General features: G+C 32.4%; 18 protein-coding genes. 8 read left to right on the forward strand and 10 right to left on the reverse strand.

What is annotated here, in order from left to right; translation table 11 throughout:
- Positions 1-26: 26 nt before the first annotated feature.
- The 4 genes from ACNRYB_RS05910 to ACNRYB_RS05925 form a co-directional block, all read right to left on the reverse strand.
- Positions 27-455: a hypothetical protein gene (locus tag ACNRYB_RS05910; protein ID WP_129745991.1), complete on the reverse strand. Its 429-nt coding sequence runs from the start codon at positions 453-455 to the stop codon at positions 27-29.
- A 67-nt stretch (positions 456-522) separates the two neighbouring features.
- Positions 523-1,296, reverse strand: a complete 774-nt coding sequence (locus ACNRYB_RS05915; protein ID WP_473729511.1) for a helix-turn-helix domain-containing protein — start codon at positions 1,294-1,296, stop codon at positions 523-525.
- A 133-nt stretch (positions 1,297-1,429) separates the two neighbouring features.
- Complete coding sequence (locus tag ACNRYB_RS05920) at positions 1,430-2,212, reverse strand: DUF3050 domain-containing protein (RefSeq protein ID WP_473729512.1); 783 nt, start codon at positions 2,210-2,212, stop codon at positions 1,430-1,432.
- 91 nt (positions 2,213-2,303) lie between these two features.
- Positions 2,304-3,482, reverse strand: a complete 1,179-nt coding sequence (locus ACNRYB_RS05925) for an acyl-CoA dehydrogenase family protein (RefSeq protein WP_129745994.1) — start codon at positions 3,480-3,482, stop codon at positions 2,304-2,306.
- Between the two features lie 165 nt (positions 3,483-3,647).
- Here ACNRYB_RS05925 and ACNRYB_RS05930 point away from each other — a divergent pair, with 165 nt between their 5' ends.
- Complete coding sequence (locus ACNRYB_RS05930) at positions 3,648-5,429, forward strand: helix-turn-helix domain-containing protein (RefSeq protein WP_129745995.1); 1,782 nt, start codon at positions 3,648-3,650, stop codon at positions 5,427-5,429.
- Positions 5,430-5,439: 10 nt separating this feature from the next.
- On the opposite strand, the gene ACNRYB_RS05935 is transcribed toward ACNRYB_RS05930, so the two are convergent.
- From ACNRYB_RS05935 to ACNRYB_RS05945, 3 genes are read right to left on the reverse strand one after another with little or no spacing between them, the layout of a single operon-like run.
- Positions 5,440-5,589, reverse strand: coding sequence for a hypothetical protein (locus ACNRYB_RS05935; protein ID WP_165352404.1), 150 nt, complete (start codon positions 5,587-5,589; stop codon positions 5,440-5,442).
- Positions 5,590-5,631: 42 nt separating this feature from the next.
- Positions 5,632-5,781 (reverse strand): hypothetical protein, encoded by a 150-nt coding sequence (locus ACNRYB_RS05940; RefSeq protein ID WP_165352405.1) that lies wholly within the window; start codon positions 5,779-5,781, stop codon positions 5,632-5,634.
- Positions 5,782-5,823: 42 nt separating this feature from the next.
- A complete protein-coding gene (locus ACNRYB_RS05945) occupies positions 5,824-5,970 on the reverse strand; it encodes a hypothetical protein (RefSeq protein WP_165352406.1) in 147 nt (48 codons plus the stop codon).
- 555 nt (positions 5,971-6,525) lie between these two features.
- Here ACNRYB_RS05945 and ACNRYB_RS05950 point away from each other — a divergent pair.
- The 7 genes from ACNRYB_RS05950 to ACNRYB_RS05980 all read left to right on the forward strand — a co-directional run bounded on the left by ACNRYB_RS05950 (position 6,526) and on the right by ACNRYB_RS05980 (position 14,642).
- Positions 6,526-8,082: a vitamin K epoxide reductase family protein gene (locus tag ACNRYB_RS05950; RefSeq protein WP_473729513.1), complete on the forward strand. Its 1,557-nt coding sequence runs from the start codon at positions 6,526-6,528 to the stop codon at positions 8,080-8,082.
- A 57-nt stretch (positions 8,083-8,139) separates the two neighbouring features.
- On the forward strand, positions 8,140-8,322 hold the full coding sequence (locus tag ACNRYB_RS05955; RefSeq protein WP_129745997.1) for a hypothetical protein: 183 nt from the start codon (positions 8,140-8,142) through the stop codon (positions 8,320-8,322).
- Between the two features lie 240 nt (positions 8,323-8,562).
- Complete coding sequence (locus ACNRYB_RS05960) at positions 8,563-8,754, forward strand: hypothetical protein (protein ID WP_129745998.1); 192 nt, start codon at positions 8,563-8,565, stop codon at positions 8,752-8,754.
- A 315-nt stretch (positions 8,755-9,069) separates the two neighbouring features.
- Positions 9,070-11,262, forward strand: a complete 2,193-nt coding sequence (locus ACNRYB_RS05965; RefSeq protein WP_129745999.1) for a peptidase domain-containing ABC transporter — start codon at positions 9,070-9,072, stop codon at positions 11,260-11,262.
- Positions 11,263-11,264: 2 nt separating this feature from the next.
- Positions 11,265-12,560 carry an HlyD family secretion protein gene (locus ACNRYB_RS05970; protein WP_473729514.1) on the forward strand — a complete coding sequence of 432 codons (1,296 nt, stop codon included), beginning with the start codon at positions 11,265-11,267 and terminating at the stop codon, positions 12,558-12,560.
- Positions 12,561-12,591: 31 nt separating this feature from the next.
- Positions 12,592-14,235 carry a S41 family peptidase gene (locus tag ACNRYB_RS05975; protein WP_473729515.1) on the forward strand — a complete coding sequence of 548 codons (1,644 nt, stop codon included), beginning with the start codon at positions 12,592-12,594 and terminating at the stop codon, positions 14,233-14,235.
- A 23-nt stretch (positions 14,236-14,258) separates the two neighbouring features.
- On the forward strand, positions 14,259-14,642 hold the full coding sequence (locus tag ACNRYB_RS05980; protein WP_129746002.1) for a hypothetical protein: 384 nt from the start codon (positions 14,259-14,261) through the stop codon (positions 14,640-14,642).
- Positions 14,643-14,660: 18 nt separating this feature from the next.
- On the opposite strand, the gene ACNRYB_RS05985 is transcribed toward ACNRYB_RS05980, so the two are convergent.
- The 3 genes from ACNRYB_RS05985 to ACNRYB_RS05995 form a co-directional block, all read right to left on the reverse strand.
- Positions 14,661-15,323, reverse strand: a complete 663-nt coding sequence (locus ACNRYB_RS05985; protein WP_473729516.1) for a tRNA1(Val) (adenine(37)-N6)-methyltransferase — start codon at positions 15,321-15,323, stop codon at positions 14,661-14,663.
- Positions 15,324-15,430: 107 nt separating this feature from the next.
- Entirely contained in the window at positions 15,431-15,955 is a 525-nt protein-coding gene (rimM, locus tag ACNRYB_RS05990; protein WP_129746004.1) for a ribosome maturation factor RimM, read from the reverse strand.
- Positions 15,956-15,971: 16 nt separating this feature from the next.
- Positions 15,972-16,532, reverse strand: a complete 561-nt coding sequence (locus ACNRYB_RS05995; RefSeq protein ID WP_008466226.1) for a 30S ribosomal protein S16 — start codon at positions 16,530-16,532, stop codon at positions 15,972-15,974.
- Between the last annotated feature and the right edge of the window lie 144 nt (positions 16,533-16,676).

Below are 16,676 nucleotides of genomic sequence, written 5' to 3' on the forward strand. Positions count from 1 at the left end.
AACAAATAGTTACGTTAAATAGCTGGTTACGGTTTTGTAGCTTCGCTGTAAATATTTCTTTCCATGACGATGTTTAATCTTGTGAGCATTTCGGCGATATTAAAACCTTCTTTTTTGTAGTAAGCTTGTACAGCTTCTTTGGCGCTTTTCAAGACCGTTTCATTTTCCCAAACAGCAATTGTTATATAAATTAAATTCCCGTTTTCGTCAATACGTTCGTATGCGTTGTCATTTACAAAGCCGTTTAAGTGTTTTATGAGGTTTCGGTTGATGTTTACTCGTTCTAAAAATTCTTGTTTTGATTTTTCGGGAACGATAAATTTATCGATAAAAATTTGTTGCATGGTTTCTGATTTTTTAGGTTCAATTTCTGAATTGATTGTTGTTGATTGAGCATTTGTTCTATAGCTGAATAATGTCAAAAAGACAATTCCGATTAAAAGATTTGTTTTCATAGTTCCTGTTTTTATTGATGTAAAATTCAGAATTGCGAAAACGGAATCCTTGTAAAAAATCATTGATTTACCAAAAAGAAGGAAAGTTGAAAAATTCTGTTGGAGTTTGTCCTGTAAATAATTTGAAATCTTTATTAAAATGAGGCTGGTCAAAATATCCGGCATCAAAAGCCAGATCGATGAGGTTTTGATTTTTCTGTTTGAGATCGATAATTGATTTTATGCGAACAACATAGCAAAATTGTTTTGGAGAAGATCCGATTGTTTTTCGAAACCTTTTCTCAAATGCGTCTTGACTGATAAAAAGCGTATCGGCAAGTTCTTTTATTTTAATGACGCCTTTTTTAGTTTGTATGATAGTAATGGCTGCAGAGATTAAATTGTCGGGTTTGTAATTGTGCAACCTTGATAAAAGAAACTGTTCTATAACCGCAATTTTTTGATTGTTGGTTTTGGCTTCCGCTAAAAGTTCTTCGATAATGGCAATTTTTTGCTGTGGAATAAAGTTGTCGAGCGAAACACTTTCTTCGAATAATTCATGAAGCGGTTCTTTAAAAAAAGCTTTAGCTCCAGCTTCTTTAAACTGAATGATAAGAGTTGCCGTATCTTTTGCGTAATTAATTAATCGTACTGATTTGCGAATACCTGAAATTGTAGAAACGGGCAGTTTTTCGTGCTGATTTTCTTTAATATAATTAACATAGCCTTTGCAGCGAAAAGCAATTGCTAGAGAGGTGCTGGGTAAAACCCGGTTTACCAATTCGTCTTCGCTTTCGATAATTCTGTAAGTCTTAATAAAAGGTCTTAACTGTTCTGTTGGAATGAAATCGATAATGTTCATTTGAAAGTATTTTCAACAGGCTGAATGTCAAAGGTATGAAAAAACAAAATTCCAATAACTTATCTGTCATTAAACAGTTTCATTTATTGGAATTTTTAAGAAATAAGTTATGTTACATAACTTATAGTAATTTTTAAACCATTTCGGCTTTCATCAAAATTTCTTCCTCGATAGCATTCCAAAGTCCGATGCGTTTTTCAAGGGCAAGAATTGAAACTTCTTCAACTTCTTTCCATTTTTGTGCATCTTCTTCACACAATTCTGTAATCATTTGCATTGCCATTGGTCCGTGTTCATCGGCATCCAATTCGATATGTCTTTCAAAATAATAAAGCAATTTTGCTAAATCTGTTTCTGGAAGGTTTTTTTGAAAATTTTTCAAAATCTGAGTAAACATACTCGGAATTAGATCTTCTCTTCCAAAAGTAAATGCTGCGGCAATTTCGTGAGGTTTTCCTTCTTCAATAACTCTAAAAGTAAAATCTAAGAAGGCTTTTACATTTGGCTGTAGTGAACTTTGTTTGATTGCTACGAATATATTTTGAAGAGAAGTCACCTCTGATAAGAATTTTAAAACTCCAGTTGTATCTGCACCACAGTCTTCCATAGCTTCAAGATACATTTCGTAGTGGCTTTGTCTTCTTCCATCAATACTTAAATCTGTTTCTTCTGCAAGAACGATTTCATTAATTAAATAACGTGTTTCCGGGTTTTTAGTAGCAAACCAAGGTGTTGTTGTGCAAGTAAGTTTGGCTTGTAATGCTTTTAATAGTGACATAAAATCCCAAACAGCAAAAACGTGAGTTTCAAGAAAACTGTGAAGGTCATTTATATTTTGAATCTTATTATATAAAGAGTGATTTAATAATTGGTCTTTTTGTGGCTGTATGCTTTTGTTTATCGTTTCGATATTCATTTTTGAAAAAATTTTGATGCAAAGATAAAAAGCTTCTCCGTGAAGAAGAAGCTTTTCGTATTGATTTTATGTATATTTTAATAATTGTAGATTATTTAAATGCTGGAATTCCAGTCACATCCATTCCTGTTATAAGCAAATGTATGTCGTGAGTACCTTCGTAAGTAATAACACTTTCAAGGTTCATCATGTGACGCATAATTGAGTATTCGCCAGTAATTCCCATACCTCCGAGCATTTGTCTTGCTTCTCTGGCAATGTTGATTGCCATGTTTACATTGTTGCGTTTTGCCATCGAAATTTGAGCAGAAGTTGCTCTGCCTTCGTTTCTTAAAACTCCTAAACGCCAAGTTAATAATTGTGCTTTTGTGATTTCTGTAATCATTTCTGCCAGTTTTTTCTGTTGCAATTGAGTTCCTCCAATTGGTTTTCCGAACTGAATTCTTTCTTTTGAATATCTTAAAGCTGTATCATAACAATCCATTGCAGCTCCAATTGCTCCCCATGCGATTCCGTAACGCGCAGAATCTAAACAGCCAAGAGGGGCGCCAAGACCAGATTTATTTGGTAGCAGATTTTCTTTTGGAACTTTTACATTATCAAAAATTAATTCTCCAGTCGCAGAAGCACGTAATGACCATTTATTATGCGTTTCAGGCGTTGTAAAACCTTCCATTCCACGTTCTACAATTAAACCATGAATTCGTCCTTCTTCATTTTTAGCCCAAACAACCGCAATATCAGCAAAAGGGGCGTTAGAAATCCACATTTTAGCACCATTTAAAAGATAATGATCTCCCATATCTTTAAAATTAGTGATCATGCTTCCAGGATCAGAGCCATGGTCTGGTTCTGTCAAACCGAAACATCCAATGTATTCTCCTGTAGCTAGTTTTGGCAGGTATTTCATTCTTTGTTCTTCGTTTCCATATTTCCAAATAGGATACATTACTAGAGAAGATTGAACAGATGAGGTAGATCTTACACCAGAATCGCCTCTTTCTATTTCCTGCATAATTAAACCATAAGAAATTTGGTCTAATCCTGCTCCGCCATATTCTACAGGAATATATGGTCCGAAACCGCCAATTTCTCCAAGACCTTTAATAATTTGTTTAGGAAATTCCGCTTTTTGAGCATATTCTTCTATAATAGGAGAAACTTCTTTTTTTACCCATGCACGAGCAGATTCACGAACCAATTTATGTTCGTCTGATAATAAATCATCTAGGTTAAAATAATCTGGAGATTGAAATAGGTCTGGTTTCATTTTTTTAATTTTTAGCAAAACAAATTTACACAATAAAAATATAACAAATACAAATGAAATTGTTATATTTTTTTATGGTAAAAATAAAATTAATAGGAATTTGGCAAATAAATTGTAGTTTTTTGATAATTTATAGACTATTTTTGAATTCCAAAAACAAACTTAATGAGGCTGATCATCTCTTTTTTCTTTTTACTACTACTATTTTCCAGTGGGACTGCTCAAACTACAGGAGAGCTCACGGAACAAAAGTACTTAGAATTACAGGATAAAATTCGTTTTAGCATGAATGGTAATTTTGATCAAGGACTTGAATATGCAACTGAATTAAAAAAATCTAATAATGATGAGCACAAAGCTTTTGCTTATGGAGCAGGATCTTATCTATATCAATTGAAAGACAATAGAGCTAAATGTGATGAATGGTTTGCCAAGGCATTAGCTCATTATAGTAAACTCCCAGAATCTGTTCAAAAAATAAATCTTAGAGCTTATTTATATAATTATAGAGGATTGATAGAATGGAAAAGACGAAATTTTAGTAATGCTCTTAGCAATTATCAAGAAGGAATTAAGCTCTCCATTAAAACTAAGGATGTTATTCAGATTGTAAAATTTAAAAGCAATATTGCCTTAGTTAATGAAGCTGTAGGGAATTATGAACTTGCTATTAAAAACCTTAGACAGAACAGTGATTTTTTGGATAAAAATGAAAGTCTTTATGAGAAAGACCAATTTCAAAATAGTAAAAGTAATATTTATACCAATTTAGGAAATGTGTATGAAGGCTACTATATGAAGAACCGAAGTAAATTAGTTTTACTCGATTCGGCCGAATACTATTACAAAAGAGCGATAACCTATTCGCAAAACTATATAGATAATAAAATGACAGCTACTTTAAGTCTAGGAAATATCTATTTGTTGAAAAAGGATTTTAAAAATGCAGAGAGAGCATATTTTGATATTTCGATGTATGCGAAACAAAATAACGACGAAAGTTATTATAAAACAGCAAATTATAATCTAGGAGATCTCTACTATTCTCAAAAAAAATACGATAAAGCTTTAATTTTCTTAAAAAAAGTTGATTCTCTTTATCAAAAGGAAAAGAAAATAGATATGAGTTATTTTCAATCTAATTATATCCAAGCTAAAATTTATAATATTCAAAATGAACCTGAATTAGCTTTTAAGCATTCTAAGATTTATTTAGATTCTTATGAAAAATATCAAGGACAATTAAGAGAAGAAGCTTTGGAAGTTAATTACAAATTAGGTACTGCGAATCTGAGTGATGAAATGTTGAGTATTCGGGAGAAGTATAAATATGAGGTTTTATGGAATAAAGCGCTAAAAATTTTATACGTTATTTTGGTTGTTGGTATTGTATTTTTCCTGATTAAAAATATTCGAGATAAGAATAAGGCGCAGAAAAAAATGAACGCTTTGATTGAAGAATTTAAAGCTAATCTTGAGAAAAAACAAATCGAGAAAGATGATATTGGAAAAGCAGCAGTAGATAAAACTAAAGTTTCGGGAGAATTTCTAGAGCTAGAAGATGGTCAGCTTAAAAAAGAAAATGCAAACCTTAGTATTGATGAGGCTAAAGAAAATAAAATTGTAGAAAAATTGCTGGCCTTAGAAGAAAAATTAGAATACTTAAATGCAGATTTTACACTATCGTATGTTGCTAAAAAAATTAAAACCAATACTACCTATTTGTCCTATGTAGTCAATAAAAGATTCGGGAAATCTTTTGGAGAATATTCGAATGAATTAAAGATTAATTATGTTATTAACCAAATGATTACAAATCATTTATATCGAAAATATTCAACTCAGGCAATTGCAGAAAGTGTCGGTTTTAAAAATGCAGTTTCATTTGCAAAATCGTTTCGCAAAAGAACTGGAGTATCTCCAGCTCAATTTGCGAACAATATTTAAAACTGAATTATTAGCCATTTCCTCCTCCGTTGGTTTTAATAGGATAGCTTACAATAGGAGGATCAACAGATTCGTTCTCGCCTCCTCGAATAATTCTTTGAGTTTTTAAGTCTATTTTATCTACTTCGAAATCTTTGAATGTCATTATTTTCGTTTTCATGATTTAAATTTTTAGGTTTGTTTATATTATTATAAATGAGAATCAGCCATTTCCTCCTCCGTTAGTTTTAATAGGATAGTTTACAATAGGAGGGTCAACAGATTCGTTCTCGCCTCCTCGAATAATTCTTTGAGTTTTTGAGTCTATTTTATTTACTTCAAAATCTTTAAATGTCATCTTTTTCGTTTTCATGATTTAAGTTTTTAGTTTCGTTTATATTGTTATAAATGAGAATCAGCCATTTCCCCCACCATTAGTTTTTAGAGGATCACTTGTGGAAGGATTGGTAGAGTCAGTACCACCGCCTCTGATAATTTTTTGAGTTTTTAAGTCTATTTTTTCTACTTCGAAATCTGCTAATGTTGATGTATTATTTTTCATCTTTTTGAATTTTAGTTATATATTTTTATAATGTTATCTCGTAACTATATTTTAAGGTTTCGCTAAAGGAGGCAAAAGGGAATGCTAAAAAGCGGAATTACACTAAAAAGTTTTTTGAATTATTAATCAAGAGCGATAAAAATGGAATTTATTTATAAGGCAAAACCTGTTAAATAAGAATCTTTTTTTTTGATTTTTATCAGCAACTTTTGCTTCCGATTTGGGCTTTTATAGATTTTTTTTCATTTGTCTTTTTCTTCCAAAATCATCTGTTTTTATGAGCCTATTTTTCATGTTTTTTCATGTTTAGATTATTGCCTATCCAAAACTAGATAAAAAGCAAAACCGTTAATCGAAAATGCCCTTTCTGAGCTTTTTATCAAAAAAAAACTAATCTAATTAATTGATTTTTAGTATGTTGTGTGGATTACTATACTTGGTATAATTTATAAATTGTATGTGGTATAATTAATAAAATGTATGTGTTCATGCAATTTTTATCAATAAAATCTCCAATCTTTGCATTGTAAAATGATTTAAAAACGATCAAAAGCGATGTTAAAACTTGTCCAAAAATTTCTACAAATCAACCGCTACTCAGACATCAAAAATGAGTTCAAGGATCTGTTTTTGTCTCATCCAAATTATCCGAGTTTGTTTGCCATTACAGACTCGTTTGATTTGCTTTCTGTAGAGAATGCCGCTGTAAGAGTTTCGAAAGAACAGATTGAAGATTTGCCATCTAACTTTTTGGCATATTTCAAAGATGAATTGACACTCGTTGAAAAAATAAAAAGCGGTGTTAGAATCACAACTTCAAAAAAAGGAAGTCAAAAATTGTCTTATGATAAATTCCTTTTAGATTGGAATGGAGTAATTGTGGCCATCGAGCCAAACAATGTTGTAGCAAGAGATAATTTAAAAATAGAATACAATTGGCTAAAATATTTTCTGCCTCTTGCGCTTGTAGCAGGATTGTCTTTATTCTATAATCGTTTTGATTGGTTTAGCGCTTCATTTTTGGTGACATCAGTTCTCGGTTTAGTTGTAAGTATCTTTATTGTTCAAGAGAAATGGGGAGTTAAAAATACTGTAATTTCAAAATTCTGTAATTTAAGTACTAATTCTTCTTGCCACTCAGTAATAAGTTTTAATGATGATATTGCAAATAGATGGGTGAGTTTTTCAGATTTGCCTTTGCTTTTCTTTAGTTCAAGCATTATTGCAATACTAGTTCAGCCTTTAAGTTCATCAATTTTCGTTGGATTCTTAAGTCTATTGGCTATTCCTATAATAGTTTGTTCAATATGGATTCAAAAATTTGAGATTCAGAAATGGTGCATAATGTGTCTGGCAATATCATTTTTAATATTGGCACAAAGCATTGTTTGGTTTTCGTCAGATCTTTTTACATTGAGTTTCAGTTTTAATGAAATTTTCCCGTATGTATTTTCTTTATTGCTTTTAATCCCAATATGGGCGGCGGTTAAAGTGATGATTAGAAAAATGCTTGACAATGAAAACTCTTTAAAAGAGCTTAAGAAATTTAAAAGAAATTACTCTTTGTTGAATTTCTTATCTAAAAAAGTAAAATATAACAAAGGATTTGAAGATTTAAGAGGCTTGACATTTGGAAATAGAAATGCAGGGGTTAGACTTTCTGTAATTCTTAGTCCAAGCTGCGGTCACTGTTATAAAACTTTTCAAGAAGCTTTTGATTTAGTACTGAAGTTTCCAGATAAAATATTTTTGAACGTTCTTTTTAATATCAATCCAGAAAATAATGACAATCCTTATAAAGCAGTTGTTGAAAGGCTTTTAACTATTAACAGAACAACACCAGGTAAGACAGTTGAAGCGATTTCAGATTGGTACATTAAAAGAATGACTCACAAAAAGTGGTTAAAAAAATGGAATGTTGATTCTGTTAGCATGATGATAAATCAAGAAATTCAGAAACAATATGATTGGTGCTCTATGAACAATTTTAATTACACACCGATTAAAATTGTAAACGAAAGGCTATTTCCCAATGAATATGAGCTAAACGAATTGAAATATTTCTTAAATGATTATGTAGAGGAAGTTCAAGTCTTGGAAAAAATAGCTTAAAAAAACAGAAGTTTCGACTGTCAAATAGAAACAAGTAACCCCAATAAACCTGCAGTTATGTTGAAGAACGTTTTGAAATTGAAAGGTGCAGTGGAATTGACTGCTAATGAACTGAAAACAATGAACGGAGATCATGCTCCTATTTGTGAAGATGGATTTAAAGCTAAAAGATGTACAGAATTTGGAACTGTGCCAGCGTACTGGAACTGCATTCCAAATAATTATGTCGGAAGCTGCTAAAGAGGATTTTTTTAAGCATCAAGTTATTGCAGATTTGAGGCTTAAACCAAAAAATGTAAATAGCCAGTTATGTTAGAAAAGATTTTAAAAAGTAAGGAAACAAGAAAGCTGACAAAAAAAGAGCAGAAAAACATCTTGGGGAATGAATATTCAGAAGATATCAATTGCCATGATACTGTTGTTGAAAAATATTAAATAGTGAGACAGAACAAACTGTCGTACTAGATAAAAGGTATTATTATGTTAAAGAAAATTTTAAGTCTTGAAGGTGCTCAGTCCATTAACAAAAATGAACAGAAAACCATGAAAGGAGGAATTCCAGAATGTTGGGTTCATGCCTTAGAAGCAGGATGTTTTTTAATACCGACAGGCGAAACTTGTCCGCTAAATACATCATCAGGTATTTGTGATACAAGTCGTCTTTGTTGTTGATTTTTAACTTTTTTAAAAGTAATACGATATAGCCTTATTTAGAATTTAGTCATGTTTTTTTTGAATGTATAGGCGCTCGATCGTGGAACATTGAGCATATTCTCAGTATTGATGATTGGTACTGAGATTCTTAGGAGTTGGCCGCAAGGTTGTTTTTATTTGGTTAGGGTAACCAGCGGCCATGTCCTAAAGAAATTGTGTTGCTAAAAATTTGTTTTTAAATACTGAAACAGAGAAGATTTAGGTCTTCTCTGTTTTTTTATGGATTAACAAGAAATTTTTTTCTTAATTTGGTCTAGAATAAATCATAATAAATTGAAAAAATTCACTCATTATAAACAAGCAGATAATAAAGATTGCGGACCGACATGTTTAAAAATCATTGCTAAATATTACGGTAAAACAATCAATATTCAGGAGCTGAGAAATATTAGCGAAACAACTCGCGAAGGAAGTAATTTGCTTTTTCTGAGTGATGCCGCCGAAAAAATCGGTTTTAGAACTTTAGGGGTAAAGTTAAGTTTGGAAAGGCTGGAAGAAGCTCCGTTACCATGCATTTTGCATTGGAATAATAATCATTATGTTGTACTTTATAAAATTAAGAAGGGAATTTATTATGTTTCAGACCCTGCATTTGGGTTGATTAAGTATAATAAAGAGGATTTTTTAAAATTTTGGATAGGAAATAATGCTAACGACGAAACAAGAGAAGGGGTTGCATTATTGATAGAACCGACGCCAAAATTTTTTCAGTCTGATTTCGATAAAGAGGAAAATTCAGGATTGGGATTCAGATTCCTTTCACAATATCTATTTCAATATAAATCATTTCTTATTCAGCTTGCTATAGGGCTTGTTGCAGGCAGTTTATTGCAATTGATATTTCCATTTTTAACCCAAAGCATTGTCGATGTCGGGATCCAGAATCAGAATATTCATTTTATTTATCTGATCCTTTTTGCCCAGCTGTTCCTTTTTGCCGGGAGAACAGGTTTAGAACTCATAAGAAGTTGGATACTGCTTCATCTCTCCACTCGCATTAATATATCATTAATTTCTGATTTCTTTATCAAATTAATGAATCTCCCGATTTCTTTTTTTGATGTAAGGATGACAGGTGATATCATGCAACGGATAAATGATCATCATAGAATTGAAAAAATACTTACTACATCATCTTTAAATGTGTTGTTTTCTGTTATCAACATGTTTGTATTGGGGGCAGTTCTGGCTTATTTTAATCTCAAGATATTTCTGGTCTTTTTTGTGGGAAGCCTTCTTTATTTTGGTTGGATAAGCATGTTTTTGAAACAAAGAGAAGCTTTAGATTACAAGCGATTTTCAGAAGTTTCTAATGAGCAGAGCAAAGTGATGGAGTTGATAAACGGAATGCAGGAAATTAAGCTTCATAATGCCGAAAAACAGAAGCGCTGGGGCTGGGAATATGTTCAGGCCAGATTGTTTAGGGTTTCAATAAAAGGCTTGGTATTAGAACAGTCGCAAACTATTGGTTCATCAGTAATAAATGAATTAAAAAATATTTTCATCACTTTTTTATCAGCAAAATTGGTTATCGACGGTTCAATCACGCTGGGGATGATGCTGGCCATTAATTCAATTGTAGGCAGTTTAAATGGGCCAATTACACAGCTTATCCAATTTGTAAGAGAGCTTCAGGATGCTAAAATTTCATTGGCAAGATTATCTGAAATTCACGAAAAAGAAGATGAAACACAAGAAGAGGAGAATCTGTCCAATGATGTGCCGTATGATTCAGATATAGAATTAAAGAATATTTCGTATAGATATTTAGGTTCGGATATTATTGTTTTGGATAGTTTGAGTTTGAAAATTCCAGCTAATAAAGTAACCGCAATAGTGGGGGTAAGCGGGAGCGGAAAAACAACTTTGATGAAAGTGTTATTGAAATTTTATGATCCTGATAAAGGTGAAATCTATATTGGAAATTCCCAGCTGAAAAATATTTCCCAGAAGGCGTGGAGATCTAATATCGGAGCAGTAATGCAGGAAGGCTTTATTTTCAGCGACACAATTGCAAATAATATTGCGGTTGGGGTCGACAAAATTGACAAAGAACGATTGGTTTATGCATCGGATGTGGCTAATATCAAGCAATATATAAGCGAACTTCCATTGGGCTACAATACCAAGATAGGGGCAGAAGGATTAGGAATGAGCACTGGGCAGAAACAGCGACTGCTGATTGCCAGAGCAGTCTATAAAAATCCTGAAATCTTGTTTTTTGATGAAGCGACTTCAGCTTTAGATGCGAATAATGAAAAAGCAATTATGCAGAAACTTGATGTTTTTTTTAAGAACAAAACAGTAATCGTAATTGCTCATAGATTGAGTACAGTTATGAATGCCGATCAGATTGTGGTGTTGGATAAAGGAAAAATTATCGAAATTGGAAACCATACCACACTTGTTGAGCAGAGAGGGAATTATTTTGAATTGGTTAAAAATCAATTGCAGTTAGGGAATTAATTATGGCAGAAAACAACGATACATTTGAATTAAGAAGCGAAGAGGTTCAGGATATCTTGACCAAAGTTCCGCATTGGATGATACGATGGGGAACCGTTCTGATATTTGCCATTATCATTATGCTGTTTTTTGTTTCCTGGTTTGTCAAATATCCGGATGTCGTAAAAACAGAAATTGTAATTACAACTAATATCCCTCCAGAGAAAATAGTATCAAAGTCTTCTGGGCGCATCGAAGCTATTTTGGTTAAGAATAAAATGCTGGTTGCAAAAAACAGTACCCTGGCAATTATAGAAAATACAGCCAATTACAAAGATGTCTTTTTATTGAAAAAGATTGTTGAAGATTATGATATTAACAGTTCAAAAAAAGAGTTTCCTTTTGGATTATTACAAAATAAACAGTTAGGCGAAATAGAGAGTGCTTTTGCGGTATTTCAGAAGGATTATCAGGCGCAGGAATTAAATAAAGATCTGCATCCTTTTCAAGTAGAAAGCAGGGCGCAGAAGTCCGAAAAAATCCAGATAACCGAAAGAATAGAAATCCTGCAACAGCAGAAAACAATTAATGAGCGTGAACTCGAACTTCAGAAGAATGAAGTGGCGCGCTTTGAAACTTTATTCAATAAAGGGATTATTTCGGCTCAGGAAATGGAAGCTAAAAAACTTAGTTTCCTGCAGGCACAAAAGAATTACAGGAGTTTGTTGTCGTCAATTTCTCAATTAAGGTCTTCTTTGATTGACAATGCAAAATCAAGTCAGAATTCGCAGATAAACAGTACTAGAGAAGAAGTTAACCTTGGGCGCAATGTTTCTCAATCTTTCTATCAGCTAAAAAAAGTGATAAGAGATTGGGAGTTGGCTTATGCATTAAAATCTTCTATCAGCGGTAAAGTAACTTTTCTGCAAGTGTGGAATGAAAATCAGACCATAAATGTTGGAGATAATGTATTTTCTATAATCCCAGATGCTAAGAACAGCTTTATAGGAAAGGTAAAAGCGCCAGCTTTAAATTCAGGAAAAATCAAAGTGGGGCAGCGTGTCAATATCCGTTTAGCGAATTATCCCGACAGAGAATTTGGCGTTTTGAAAGGCGAAATCAAAAATATTTCATTGGTGCCCGATAAGGATGGCAATCTTCTTATAGATGTTGCGCTTCCAAATGGACTGAAAACATCGTATAATAAACAGATTACATTTCAGCAGGAAATGAAAGGAAGTGCAGAGATTGTGACCGAAGATCTGCGTTTAATCGAAAGAATTCTGTATCAGTTTAAAAATATTTTTGAACAAGTTTAATCTACTATTTAACCTAAACCATAAATTTTAAATGAAAAAAACACTACTTATTGCTTTACTATTTTTATTTCAATTCTCTTTTTCCAAACCAATAACAGAAACTCAAAAACTGGCAGCAACTTGCAAAGTTTGGGGATTTTTAAAATATTATCATCCAAATGTTGCAAATGGCAGTAAAAACTGGGATGAACAACTATTCCAAATTCTGCCAAAAGTTGAAGAAGCGAAGACTTCGGAAGCATTTTCTTTAGTAATAGAAAATTGGATTGTTTCTTTAGGTGAAATTAAAAAAGCAGAAGTGGTAAAGTCAAAAAAAGAATATTTTGATAAAAACTTTGACTTGTCTTGGTTCAATAAAAATGACTTGTTTTCGAAATCTCTTTCTAAAAAATTAAAGTTTATTGAAGAAAACAGAATTCAAGGTAAACAATACTACGTTGACTTTAAGCTTGATGGAGGAATGCCTTTGCAATTCAAAAATGAAGTAAAGTATTCAGAATTTAAATGGGAAGATAAAAAAATGCGTCTTTTAGCACTTTTTAGATATTGGAATTATATTGAATATTTCTTTCCATATAAATATCAAATGGATGAAAATTGGGATAAAGTCTTAACAGACATGCTTCCAAGATTCTATGCGCCAACATCTGAAAAAGATTTTGCTTTAGCAATGCGAGAAATTTCAATTAAGCTAAATGATACTCATGCTTCTACTCAAATGCCTCAATTATTTGAGTATTTTGGAGATAAATTTATTCCGGCCGATGTTAGTTTTATAGATGAGAAAGCAATAGTTATTGGTTTAAAAAATGATTCTCTAGCAAGAGTTAGCGATATTAAAATTGGAGATATAATTACAAAAGTAGAAGGGAAAACGATAGCAGAACTTTTAAAAGAAAACAGAAAATATGTCGAAGGATCTAATGAACCATCTGTTTTGAAAAATGCTTATTGGACGATTTTTAATGGAAAATCAGATGCAGTAGAGGTAGAGTTCATTCGAAACGGAAAAGCTGTAACAAAATCTATTAAACGTTACAAATACAAAGACCTAAAAATTCAGTTTCCAGATCAAGAAAAATGGAAAATATTAGAAGGTAATATTGGTTATGTTAATTATGATGCATTAGAAGAAAGTGATGTTCCAGCTTTGATATCGGCATTAAATAATACAAATGCTGTTATTTTTGATAATCGAGAACGCCCGCATGATGTTATGTATGCAATTTCAGATTGGCTAAATCCTGAGCCGAAAGAGTTTGTAAAATTCTTAGATCCTGATGTAAGCTATCCAGGGCGTTATTTGTGGAGAAATGAAATTTTAAAGTGTGGTAAAAGAAATCCAGAATATTATAAAGGAAAAGTTATTGTTTTAATAAATGAAAAAGCTGTGAGTCATGCAGAATTTAATGCCATGAGTTTGCAGACAGCTCCGAAAGTCAAAGTGATTGGTAGTCAAACAGGTGGTGCGGATGGTGCAAATTATGGATTTCCACTTATTAAAGGATTTTATACTTCATTTACTTGCTATGGTGTTTTTTATCCAAATAAAAAAGAAACCCAACGAATCGGAATTGTTCCTGATATTGAAGTTAGGCCTACTATTTTAGGAATTCAACAAGGAAGAGATGAAGTTTTGGAAAGGGCTGTTCTTTTTGCGAAAAATGGCAAATAATTAAAAATAATAGTAAAAGTATCATGAAAAAAATCATCATTTTTTGTCTAATCTTACTGGGGACTATTAGTTATTCTCAAAAATTAGATTGCACTAAATTTAAGAATGGAAAGTTTGCGGCTCCAGCTTTTCCAGATGAATATGCTATTCGAAGAGATTCTATTGAAGAGTGTTATTTTGATAGTAAATTGCAAACCGTTTGGAGTGTCAAATGGCTTAGTGATTGTAAACTTGAAAGGGTTTGTATAAAAAACGTAGGAGCCGAGAATGTTAAAATTGGAGATAAAAGTGTAGCAGAAATAATTTATACGGACGATGAATGTGTTACTTATTCAATAGAATATTTTAATGAAGAAAACCCGAATGGAATAGATTTTCAAAGAGGAGTGTGTCTGCAAAAAGAGTGATTTATTCAAAGATGTTTTCTACATCTTCAAATAAAAATCTTTAGTCAATTCAATATACTCAGGAGTATAAACGTGTCTGTCTATTTCGATAACAAGTTCATCTATTTCAATTTCAGAAACTTCATTTCGGCTAAAAGCCAATAAACTGCGTTTTATTTCAGATTTTGGAGTTCCTTTTACTCGAGTAATTTTTAGAGGATATAATTCAGATTCTTTTGCCAGAGCAATAAATTTTTCTTCTTCTTTGAAAGGAATAATTAAAGCAAATATTCCGTTTTCTGAAAGCAGTAAATCGGCAGCTTCAACTAATTCTTCAAAAGGCATTGCATCTTGAAAACGGGCTAAATCGCGTTGTTCGTTTTCTGTTTTATAGTCTTCAGCATAAAAAGGAGGATTTGAAACGATCAAATCATATTCATCTTCTGGCTCGTCAATAAATTCATCTAAACCGGCATGAAAACAAAATAAGCGATCGCCCCATGGGGAAGCTTCAAAATTTTCTACAGCCTGTTCATAAGCATCTTCATCAATTTCAAGAGCATCAATTTGTTCTGCGTTTGAACGCTGCGCAATCATTAAAGGAATAATTCCTGTTCCCGCACCAATATCCAAAACACTAAATGGATTATTAGAAATAGGAGTCCAAGCACCCAATAAAACGCCATCGGTGCCAACTTTCATAGCAGTTTTGTCTTGCTTAATAGAAAATTGCTTGAAGCTAAATAAAGACATTTCTGAATAAATAAAATTTACGATAGGTAATGACTGAAAACTGTGACTGAATGCTTTTACAAGTACATTTCCACAAGGCCTTCAGGAAGATCCATGATTACTTTTTTGTTCTCACGATCGATTTTTACTAGAAATTGATCAATCATAGGAACTAAGATTTCGACTTCACCATTTAAAACTTCAAAAAGAGGCTGTGCAGTTGAATCATTTATAGAAGTTATTTTTCCGAAAACGCCTAAACGTTTGTCTTCAATTTCGAAACCAATAACTTCATGGAAGTAAAATTTGTTACCGGTAAGTTTTGGCAACATAGTTAAAGGAAGATAGATAGGACTGCCAACAAGAGCATCTGCATCTTCTTCAGTATTTACATCTTCAAAACGAACTCTAAGAAAGTCGTTCTTGTGCAATGAGCTAGTTTCAATAAAAAAAGGAACCAAGTGTTTGTTGTTTTCAACAAACACTGATTCCAGATTTTCGTATAACTCAGGTTCATCTGTGTCTAAATAGACTAAGACTTCCCCTTTGAAACTAAATTTTTTAGCGATTTTACCTAAATAAAAACAATCTTCTTTACGCATTATCGCTAAGTAAAAATTATGCTTCAGTTGTTTCGTTATTCTCTTCAGCGGCAGGAGCTTCTTCAGTAGCTTCAGCAACTTCTTCAGTAGCCTCAGCAGCTTGTGCAGCGGCAGCAGCTTCAGCTTGTGCAGCAGCAGCATCAGCAACACGTTTAGCGTTAACTTCTTGCTCAGCTTTTAAAGCTTTTGCTTTAGCATCAGCTTTTGCTTTAGATAAACCATCTTTTTTAGCATCAACTTTACCAGCTTTTGCTTCTAACCAAGCAGTTAATTTAGCATCTGCTTGCTCTTGTGTTAAAGCACCTTTACGAACTCCTCCATCAAGGTGGTGTTTCAATAAAGCACCTTTGTAAGAAAGGATAGCTCTAGCAGTATCAGTTGGTTGAGCACCATTGTGTAACCATTTAACTGCGCTGTCAAGGTTTAACTCAACAGTTGCTGGGTTAGTGTTTGGATTGTAAGTACCGATTTTCTCTAAGTATCTACCATCTCTTTTTGAGCGTGCATCTGCAGCTACTACCCAGTAAAAAGGTTTTCCTTTTTTACCGTGTCTTTGTAATCTAATTTTTACTGACATAATCTAGTGATTAAATTTTGAGGTACTCGACCTCTGTTAATTAAGGGCGCAAAGATATAATTTTTTTATGAAAAATGCGTTTTAAAAGAGATTAAATCTATTTGAGTTGTTTTTTTAGCATTTTTTTGACTTTTTAATTTAAGT

It is taken from the genome of Flavobacterium sp. CR10 (genome assembly GCF_055814415.1).

Coding starts and splice junctions, on each gene's coding strand:
- ACNRYB_RS05910 (WP_129745991.1), bottom strand. CDS start 455: ATGAAAACAAATCTTTTAATCGGAATTGTCTTTTTGACATTATTCAGC.
- ACNRYB_RS05915 (WP_473729511.1), bottom strand. CDS start 1,296: ATGAACATTATCGATTTCATTCCAACAGAACAGTTAAGACCTTTTATT.
- ACNRYB_RS05920 (WP_473729512.1), bottom strand. CDS start 2,212: ATGAATATCGAAACGATAAACAAAAGCATACAGCCACAAAAAGACCAA.
- ACNRYB_RS05925 (WP_129745994.1), bottom strand. CDS start 3,482: ATGAAACCAGACCTATTTCAATCTCCAGATTATTTTAACCTAGATGAT.
- ACNRYB_RS05930 (WP_129745995.1), top strand. CDS start 3,648: ATGAGGCTGATCATCTCTTTTTTCTTTTTACTACTACTATTTTCCAGT.
- ACNRYB_RS05935 (WP_165352404.1), bottom strand. CDS start 5,589: ATGAAAACGAAAATAATGACATTCAAAGATTTCGAAGTAGATAAAATA.
- ACNRYB_RS05940 (WP_165352405.1), bottom strand. CDS start 5,781: ATGAAAACGAAAAAGATGACATTTAAAGATTTTGAAGTAAATAAAATA.
- ACNRYB_RS05945 (WP_165352406.1), bottom strand. CDS start 5,970: ATGAAAAATAATACATCAACATTAGCAGATTTCGAAGTAGAAAAAATA.
- ACNRYB_RS05950 (WP_473729513.1), top strand. CDS start 6,526: ATGTTAAAACTTGTCCAAAAATTTCTACAAATCAACCGCTACTCAGAC.
- ACNRYB_RS05955 (WP_129745997.1), top strand. CDS start 8,140: ATGTTGAAGAACGTTTTGAAATTGAAAGGTGCAGTGGAATTGACTGCT.
- ACNRYB_RS05960 (WP_129745998.1), top strand. CDS start 8,563: ATGTTAAAGAAAATTTTAAGTCTTGAAGGTGCTCAGTCCATTAACAAA.
- ACNRYB_RS05970 (WP_473729514.1), top strand. CDS start 11,265: ATGGCAGAAAACAACGATACATTTGAATTAAGAAGCGAAGAGGTTCAG.
- ACNRYB_RS05975 (WP_473729515.1), top strand. CDS start 12,592: ATGAAAAAAACACTACTTATTGCTTTACTATTTTTATTTCAATTCTCT.
- ACNRYB_RS05980 (WP_129746002.1), top strand. CDS start 14,259: ATGAAAAAAATCATCATTTTTTGTCTAATCTTACTGGGGACTATTAGT.
- ACNRYB_RS05985 (WP_473729516.1), bottom strand. CDS start 15,323: ATGAAAGTTGGCACCGATGGCGTTTTATTGGGTGCTTGGACTCCTATT.
- rimM (WP_129746004.1), bottom strand. CDS start 15,955: ATGCGTAAAGAAGATTGTTTTTATTTAGGTAAAATCGCTAAAAAATTT.
- ACNRYB_RS05995 (WP_008466226.1), bottom strand. CDS start 16,532: ATGTCAGTAAAAATTAGATTACAAAGACACGGTAAAAAAGGAAAACCT.